This is a genomic window from Micrococcus sp. HSID17227 (assembly GCF_003989405.1).
Taxonomy (GTDB): Bacteria; Actinomycetota; Actinomycetes; order Actinomycetales; family Micrococcaceae; genus Micrococcus; species Micrococcus luteus.
Window position 1 is genome coordinate 1 of sequence record NZ_RBLN01000090.1, and the last position, 7,779, is coordinate 7,779.

Below are 7,779 nucleotides of genomic sequence, written 5' to 3' on the forward strand. Positions count from 1 at the left end.
CGTCCGCCGCGGCGTCCCGCGTCCGTGAGGCCCTCGCGTCGGAGTCCGCCGAGGGCACCCCGCGCGCCGAGCCGCGTCAGGCGTTCGAGACCGTCGGCCCGGGCATCAAGGACGGCGCCGCCACCGAGGCCTGGAAGAACACGGCGGCGGTCCGCAACGACACCGTCTCCGTGATGGACTGCACGCGCGACGTCCTGGACCAGCGCACCCTGGACGCCGTCGCCACGCACATCCCGGACAGCTCGAACATCGAGATCGTGCAGCTGTTCGCCTCGCAGGACGAGACCCACGAGTTCCTCACCTGCGTCTACAACGGCTACTTCGAGTACAGCCCCGGCATGCCCCTGGCGCAGGTCCACTACCAGCACAACCTCGACGGCTCCCGCCTGGAGTGGTGCCAGGAGGAGCCCGCCGCCGTGGCGGACGAGTACACGTTCGACCCGAAGACCGGCAAGGGGCTGCTCGCCCTGCTGCGCCCCGGCATGGTCGGCGGCCAGGACGGCGCCCCCCTGCTGCCCCAGCGCACCGCGTGGGCCTGCTCCGAGGACGGCAGCGAGATGGTCTCCGTGACCATGGGCTCCATGGAGGGCTTCGGGGACGCCAACGGCGGCCTCACCCAGGTGAAGAACTCGCCGGTCGCACAGAGCACCACCCTCGTCACCGAGACCCGCGACCACCTCGCGGACACCGTGCTGAAGGACGCCGGTGAGTTCCAGGAGGTCATCAAGCTCAGCTCGCCGTTCTTCCTGAACGCGCAGATGGACGAGGAGACCCTGGCCAAGGCCCGGGAGATCCCCACCGGCCGCGTGCCCGACGAGCTGCTGAACAACCAGTCCACGATCGACCGCCCCGAGGGCGCCCCCGGCCCCGTGGCCCCGGGCCAGCCGCCGCGGCCGTTCCAGGGTGCCGCGCGGGAGGCCGCCGAATCCCAGCGGGCCGCGGAGGCGTCCGCCTCGGCGTCGGCCAGCCCGTCACCGACGAAGTCGGCCTCGGCCTCGCCGTCCCCCTCCACGTCCGGGGACTGACACCCGGCACGACGACGGCCGGTCACCTCGTGAGGTGACCGGCCGTCGTCGTGAGGCCCGGCGGATCAGGCCTTCGCCGCGGCGTCGTCCTGACTGGCGAAGTGCCGGCGGTACGCGCCCAGGGTGAGGAACGCCGGGTACTCCGGCGGCAGGGCCGACTCGCAGAACACGCGCACCGCGTCCTCGAACCGGTGGCCCTCGGGCAGCGGGCCGGCGAGGATCCGAGCGTGCTCCTCGCGGATCAGCTGCTCCATCCAGCCGCGGTTGGCGGTCCGCACGCCGCCCTCGGTCAGCTGCACACCGGTGCCGTTGTGTGCCCACTGCCAGATCTGGGACCGGGAGATCTCCGCCGTGGCGGCGTCCTCCATGAGTCCGTGGATCGCGGCGGCGCCGTTCCCCCGCAGCCAGGACTCGATGTAGCGGATCCCGACCTCGATGTTCATCCGCACGCCGGCCTCGGTCACCGAGCCCGTGGTCGCAGCGATGTCGAGCAGGGCGGCCTCGTCCTGCACCACGTCCTCGCGGCGGCGGGTGCGGATCTGGTTCGGGGCCTCGCCGAGCACGGCGTCGAACTCCTCCCGGGCGACCGGCACGAGGTCCGGGTGCGCCACCCACGAGCCGTCGAAGCCGTCGCCGGCCTCGCGGGCCTTGTCCGCGCGCACCTTCTCCAGCGCGGCGGCGTTGGCCTCCTCGTTCCGGCGGTCCGGGATCACGGCGGACATGCCGCCGATCGCCGAGGCGCCGCGCCGGTGGCAGGCCCGGACCAGCTGCTCCGTGTAGGCCCGCATCATCGGCTGGGTCATGGTCACCTCCGAGCGGTCCGGGAGGACGAACTCGGCCCCGCGGTCCCGGAAGTTCTTGATGATGGAGAAGATGTAGTCCCAGCGGCCGGCGTTGAGGCCCGCGGCGTGGTTGCGCAGCTGGTACAGGATCTCCTCCATCTGGAACGCCGCGGTGATCGTCTCGATCAGCACGGTGGCCCGGATGGTGCCCTGGGGGATGCCCAGCTCGTCCTGCGCCGCCACGAACACGCAGTTCCACAGCCGCGCCTCGAGATGGGACTCGAGCTTGGGCAGGTAGAAGTACGGGCCGTGGCCGCGGCGGATCAGCTCGTCGGCGTTGTGGAAGAAGTACAGGCCGAAGTCCACGAGGGCGCCGGCCATCGGCTCGCCGTCCACACGGATGTGGTCCTCGATGAGGTGCCAGCCGCGCGGGCGGACGATGATGGTCGGCCGGTCCGTGAGCTCGCGCTCGCGCAGCCGGTACTCCTTGCCCTCGGGGGAGGTGAAGTCGATCTGGTCGCGGATCGCGTCGAACAGGTTGACCTGCCCGTCCAGCATCCGGTCCCAGGACGGCGTCGAGGAGTCCTCGAAGTCGGCGAGCCAGCCCGAGGCGCCCGAGTTGAGGGCGTTGATCGTCATCTTCCGATCCACGGGGCCGGTGATCTCCACGCGGCGGTCCTGCAGGCCGGGGGCCAGCGGCGCCACACGCCAGGAGTCGTCCTCGCGGACCCGGCGGGTGGACCGCAGGTAGTGCGGGTTCCATCCGTCGGTGATGCGGCGCTGGGTGTACTCCCGCTCCTCGAGCAGCCGCCGGCGGCGGTCCTCGGCCAGCCGGTGCAGGCGGCCGAGGAACGCCAGCGCCTCGTCCGTGAGGATCTCGGCCTGCCGCCCGTCGACCGGCCCGTGGACGGTCACCACGGGGGCGGCGCCCTCGGGGATGACGACGGGGATGGCCTGGGTGCTCACGTCATGCGGCAGGGGCGTGTGCTCCCGAGCGTCGTCGGCATGGATCTCGTGCAGGGTGGGGGTCGTGGTCTGCGGGCTCATGGGACTGCCTCCTCGCGGTCTCGGCTGAGCGGATCAGTGGAACTGGCCGGACTCCGTGGAGCCCGCCAGGGCCACCGTGGAGCTGTCCGGGTTGATGGCGGTGGACACGGCGTCGAAGTAGCCGGTGCCGACCTCGCGCTGGTGCTTGGTCGCGGTGTAGCCGCGGGCCTCGTCGGCGAACTCGCGCTCCTGCAGCTCGACGTACGCGGACATCTGGCGCTCGTTGTATCCCTTGGCCAGGTCGAACATCGAGTGGTTCAGGGCGTGGAAGCCGGCCAGCGTGATGAACTGGAAGGTGTAGCCCATGGCGCCCAGCTCGCGCTGGAACTTGGCGATGGTGTCGTCGTCGAGGTTCTTCTTCCAGTTGAAGGACGGCGAGCAGTTGTAGGCCAGCATCTGGTCCGGGAACTCGGCCTTGACGGCCTCGGCGAACTTCCGGGCCAGCTCGAGGTCCGGCGTGCCGGTCTCCATCCAGATCAGGTCCGCGTGCGGGGCGTAGGCCTTGGCGCGGGCGATGCAGGGCTCGACGCCGTTGCGGACCTTGTAGAAGCCCTCCGCGGTGCGCTCACCGGTGATGAACTCGGCGTCGCGCTCGTCCACGTCCGAGGTGATCAGGGTGGCCGCCTCGGCGTCGGTGCGGGCGATGATCACGCTGGGCACGTCGGCGACGTCGGCGGCCAGGCGGGCGGCGTTGAGCGTGCGGATGTGCTGGCCGGTGGGGATGAGCACCTTGCCGCCGAGGTGCCCGCACTTCTTCTCGGAGGCCAGCTGGTCCTCCCAGTGCACGCCGGAGGCGCCGGCGGTGATCATCGACTTCATGAGCTCGTAGGCGTTGAGCGGGCCGCCGAAGCCGGCCTCGGCGTCGGCCACGATCGGCACGAGCCAGTCCTCGACGCTGCTGACGCCCTCGGCGTGCTCGATCTGGTCCGCGCGCAGCAGGGCGTTGTTGATGCGGCGCACCACCTGCGGCACGGAGTTGGCCGGGTACAGGGACTGGTCCGGGTACGTGTGGCCGGAGAGGTTGGCATCCGCGGCGACCTGCCAGCCGGAGAGGTAGATGGCGCGCAGCCCGGCCTTGACCTGCTGGACGGCCTGGTTGCCGGTGAGGGCGCCGAGGGCGTTGGTGAACTCACCGCGGGCGTTCTCGTCCTTCAGCTGGGTCCACAGCTTCTCGGCGCCGCGGCGGGCCAGCGTGTGCTCCTCCTGGATGCGGCCGCGGAGACGGACGACGTCCTCGGCGGTGAAGCTGCGCTCGACGCCGGCCCAGCGGGGGTTGTTGTCCCAGTCGTGCTGGAGCTGTTCGGCGGAGGCGGGAGTGGAGTGGTGGGGCTGGGTGGTCATGACGTCCTCCTGAGGATCGGTCCGGTTCGTGAAGGGTTCGGTGCGACGTGTCCGTCGCTGCCGTTGACATCCACCTTGGCCCCGGGCAAGGCCCTCTGGAGCACAAAATCGGTGGAAACTCCGGCCGTTCCTGCCACTGGGTCAGAACGTGACAGTCCTTGCGCCCCGGTGTGGTCTGGATCACGGCAACGGCCCCCCGCTTGTCAAGAATGTGACTTTCTTTCCGAAACACGTGATCTCCTCCCCGGTTCCGTCTACAGTTCCGCGCATGATGACCCGCCCGCTTCCCGAGGACAGCGCGACCGTGGACGCCGTCGCGCTGGGCCGCCGCGTCCGGCACCTGCGCAAGCAGGCCGGCCTCACCCTGGACCAGCTCGCGGAGCACACGGGAGTGAGCGGCTCGCACCTGTCCCTCGTGGAGAACGCCCGCCGCGAGCCGCGGCTCTCGCTGGTCCAGCGGATCGCCGAGGTCCTGGGCGTGCCGGTCGAGGACCTGCTCACCGGCCGGGCCCCCACCCGGCGGGCCGAACTGGAGATCGAGGTCGAACGGTTCGCGCGCTCGGAGCACTACGCCTCCCTCGGCCTGCCCCCGCTGCGCATCGGGCCCCGCACCCCCACCGAGGTCCTCGAGGTGATCGCGGGGCTGGAGGCCGAGCTGCGCCGTCGCCTGGAGGAGCAGGCCGCCACCCCCGAGGAGGCGCGCCGCGCCAACGCCCAGCTGCGCGCCCGGATGCGCGCGGTGGACAACCACTACCCCGACCTCGAGGCCGAGGCGCATCGGCTGCTCGACGCGATCGGCCACACGGGCGGGCCGCTGGGCCTGCACGCGGTCTCGGAGCTGGCCGAGCACCTCGGCTTCACCCTGCGCTTCGTCCCGGACCTGCCGCACTCCACGCGCTCCGTCACGGACCTCAAGCACGGGCGCATCCACATCAGCGGCTCCCGCTCCTCAGACCATGACCGCCGCACCGTGGTGCTCCAGGCCCTCGCCGCCGCCGTCCTGGGCCACGGCGAGCCGCGGGACTACGAGGACTTCCTCGCCCAGCGTGTGGCGGTGAACTACCTGGCGGGCGCGCTGCTCATGCCGCAGCGGGCGGCGTCGTCGCTGCTGCGGGCCGCCCAGAAGCGCCGGGACCTGTCCGTGGACGACCTGAAGGACGCGTTCGGCGTCTCCTACGAGGCCGCCGCGCACCGGTTCACCAACCTGGCCACCGTGGACCTGGGCATCCGCTGCCACTTCCAGAAGGTCCACGAGACCGGGGTGATCCACAAGGCCTACGAGAACGACGGGATCGTGTTCCCCGCCGACCACACCGGTGCGATCGAGGGCCAGCAGGCGTGCCGGAAGTGGGGCGCACGGCAGGCCTTCTCCCGCAACGACCGGTTCCGCGCCCACACGCAGTACACGGACTCGCCCAACGGGACGTTCTGGTGCACCTCGATGATCGAGAACGGCCCCGACGGGCTGTTCGCCCTCTCCGTGGGCACCCCGTTCGAGCATGCCCGGCACTTCCGCGGCGCGGACACCCGCCACCGGGTCACCTCCACGTGCCCCGATCCGCGCTGCTGCCGCCGCCCCGACCCCGAGCTCGAGGCCGCGTGGGGCGGGCACGTGTGGCCCGCGGCCCGCATGCACGCGCATCTGCTGGCGGCCATGCCCACGCAGACCTTCCCCGGTGTGGACGAGCGTGAGGTCTTCGAGTTCCTCCAGGCCCAGGAGGAGCGGGAGGGCTGAGGACGACGCCGGCCCGCACCCTCACGCGAGGGTGCGGGCCGGCGCGGCGGACGGCGGGGTCAGCCGATGCTCTTGCCGGCCGAGTTCAGCTCGGTGCAGGCCTGGACCACGCGGGCGGCCATGGCCTCCTCGGCCTTGGCGCCCCACACGCGGGGGTCGTACTGCTTCTTGTCGCCGACCTCGCCGTCGACCTTCAGGACGCCGTCGTAGTTCTCGAACATGTGCCCGGCCACGGGTCGGGTGAACGCGTACTGGGTGTCCGTGTCCACGTTCATCTTCACGACGCCGTACTCCACCGAGTCGGCGATCTCCTGGGCGGCGGAGCCGGAGCCGCCGTGGAACACGAGGTCGAACGGGCGCTCCCTGCCGAACTTCTCACCCACGGCCTGCTGGATCTCCTGCAGGATCTCCGGGCGCAGCTTCACGTTGCCCGGCTTGTAGACACCGTGCACGTTGCCGAAGGTCAGCGCGGTGAGGTAGCGACCGTTCTCGCCGAGGCCGAGTGCCTCCACCGTGGCGATGCCGTCCGCCACGGTGGTGTAGAGCTTCTCGTTGATCTCGTGGGCCACGCCGTCCTCCTCGCCGCCCACGACGCCGATCTCCACCTCAAGGATCTGCTTGTTGGCGTGGGTGCGGGCGAGCAGCTCGCGGCCGATCCGCAGGTTCTCCTCGAGGGTCTCGGCGGAGCCGTCCCACATGTGGGAGTTGAAGATCGGGTCGCGCCCGGCCTTCACCTCGGCCTCGGAGGCGTCCAGCAGGGGCAGGACGAAGTCCTCGAGCTTGTCCTGGGGGCAGTGGTCCGTGTGCAGGGCGATGTTCACGGAGTGCTTCTTGGCGACCTCGCGCGCGAACGCGGCGAACGCCAGCGAGCCGGCGACCATGTCCTTCACGGAGGAGCCGGAGAAGTAGGCGGCACCGCCGGTGGAGACCTGGATGATGCCGTCCGAGCCGGCCTCGGCGAAGCCGCGGATGGCGGCGTTCAGGGTCTGGGAGCTGGTGACGTTGATCGCCGGGTAGGCGAAGGCGCCGTTCTTGGCGGCGTCGATCATCTCGGCGTACTTCTCCGGGGATGCGATGGGCATGCTGCAGCTCCTAGGCGTCGTCGACTCAGGCAGGCGGGGGAGCGCGGCGGGCGCGACACCCTCGGGCTCATCCTATCCGCGCGGCCGGACCCGCCCCAGGGCCCCGGGCCCGACGGCGACGCCAACCTGGGCACGGCCCCGTCGCTGGCCTAGGGTGAGATGCGTCACATCTGCATCCCAGAGACCGGAGACCACCATGGCCCCCGTACGCCGCCCCTCCCGCCCCCTCGCCCTGGCCGCCGCCGTGGCCGTCGTCGCCGGGTTCGGCGCGCCGCACGCGGCCCTGGCCCAGGAGTCCGCCCCGGCCCCCGACGCGCCGGAGGTGAGCTCCGCCGTCGAGGACCTCTCGCAGCCGGCCACGACGGCCGAGGACGCCCGCTGGAACGCGGCCCGGGACGCCCTGGCGGCCGCCTCGGCCGACGACCCCTTCTACCTGCCGCCCACCACCCTGCCCTCGACCCCCGGCGCCCTGATCCGCACCGAGCCCACCGCCTTCTACCTGGACCCGGTGCGACTGGTGCAGGTGCCGGCGCACGCCACGCGCATCATGTACGCCTCGCAGGACGCCCAGGGCCGACCCATCGCCGTGACCGGCACCGTGCTGACCCCCACCGCCCCGTGGACGGGCGCCGGCGAGCGCCCCGTGATCGGCTACGCGGTGGGCACCCAGGGCGCGGCGGACCGCTGCGCCCCCTCCCGCACCCTCTCCACCGGCGTGCAGTACGAGGGCGTCGGGATCACGTCCCTGCTGAGCCGCGGCCACGCCG

5 protein-coding genes and 1 pseudogene are annotated in these 7,779 nt (G+C 71.7%); 3 read left to right on the forward strand and 3 right to left on the reverse strand.

Annotation, left to right across the window (positions count from 1 at the left end; genetic code table 11):
* Positions 1-1,025, forward strand: a 1,025-nt coding sequence (locus tag D8M29_RS13600; protein WP_127445852.1) for a hypothetical protein, incomplete at its 5' end; no start/stop codon positions are given.
* A 65-nt stretch (positions 1,026-1,090) separates the two neighbouring features.
* Here D8M29_RS13600 and aceB read toward each other — a convergent pair.
* Positions 1,091-2,854, reverse strand: a complete 1,764-nt coding sequence (gene aceB / locus D8M29_RS06385; protein WP_127435250.1) for a malate synthase A — start codon at positions 2,852-2,854, stop codon at positions 1,091-1,093.
* 33 nt (positions 2,855-2,887) lie between these two features.
* Positions 2,888-4,195 (reverse strand): isocitrate lyase, encoded by a 1,308-nt coding sequence (aceA, locus tag D8M29_RS06390; RefSeq protein WP_012750705.1) that lies wholly within the window; start codon positions 4,193-4,195, stop codon positions 2,888-2,890.
* 268 nt (positions 4,196-4,463) lie between these two features.
* Here aceA and D8M29_RS06395 point away from each other — a divergent pair, with 268 nt between their 5' ends.
* Complete coding sequence (locus D8M29_RS06395) at positions 4,464-5,930, forward strand: helix-turn-helix domain-containing protein (protein ID WP_051995313.1); 1,467 nt, start codon at positions 4,464-4,466, stop codon at positions 5,928-5,930.
* Between the two features lie 59 nt (positions 5,931-5,989).
* Here the strand turns inward: D8M29_RS06395 and fbaA are convergent, their stop codons facing one another.
* Positions 5,990-7,012, reverse strand: coding sequence for a class II fructose-bisphosphate aldolase (gene fbaA, locus D8M29_RS06400; RefSeq protein ID WP_036341084.1), 1,023 nt, complete (start codon positions 7,010-7,012; stop codon positions 5,990-5,992).
* 196 nt (positions 7,013-7,208) lie between these two features.
* Here fbaA and D8M29_RS06405 point away from each other — a divergent pair.
* Positions 7,209-7,779 (forward strand): annotated as a pseudogene (locus D8M29_RS06405) (lipase); the annotation flags it as partial.

What these genes read in the sequence shown, in the direction of transcription:
- fbaA (WP_036341084.1), bottom strand. Translation starts at nt 7,012, where the DNA reads ATGCCCATCGCATCCCCGGAGAAGTACGCCGAGATGATCGACGCCGCC.
- aceA (WP_012750705.1), bottom strand. Translation starts at nt 4,195, where the DNA reads ATGACCACCCAGCCCCACCACTCCACTCCCGCCTCCGCCGAACAGCTC.
- D8M29_RS06395 (WP_051995313.1), top strand. Translation starts at nt 4,464, where the DNA reads ATGATGACCCGCCCGCTTCCCGAGGACAGCGCGACCGTGGACGCCGTC.
- aceB (WP_127435250.1), bottom strand. Translation starts at nt 2,854, where the DNA reads ATGAGCCCGCAGACCACGACCCCCACCCTGCACGAGATCCATGCCGAC.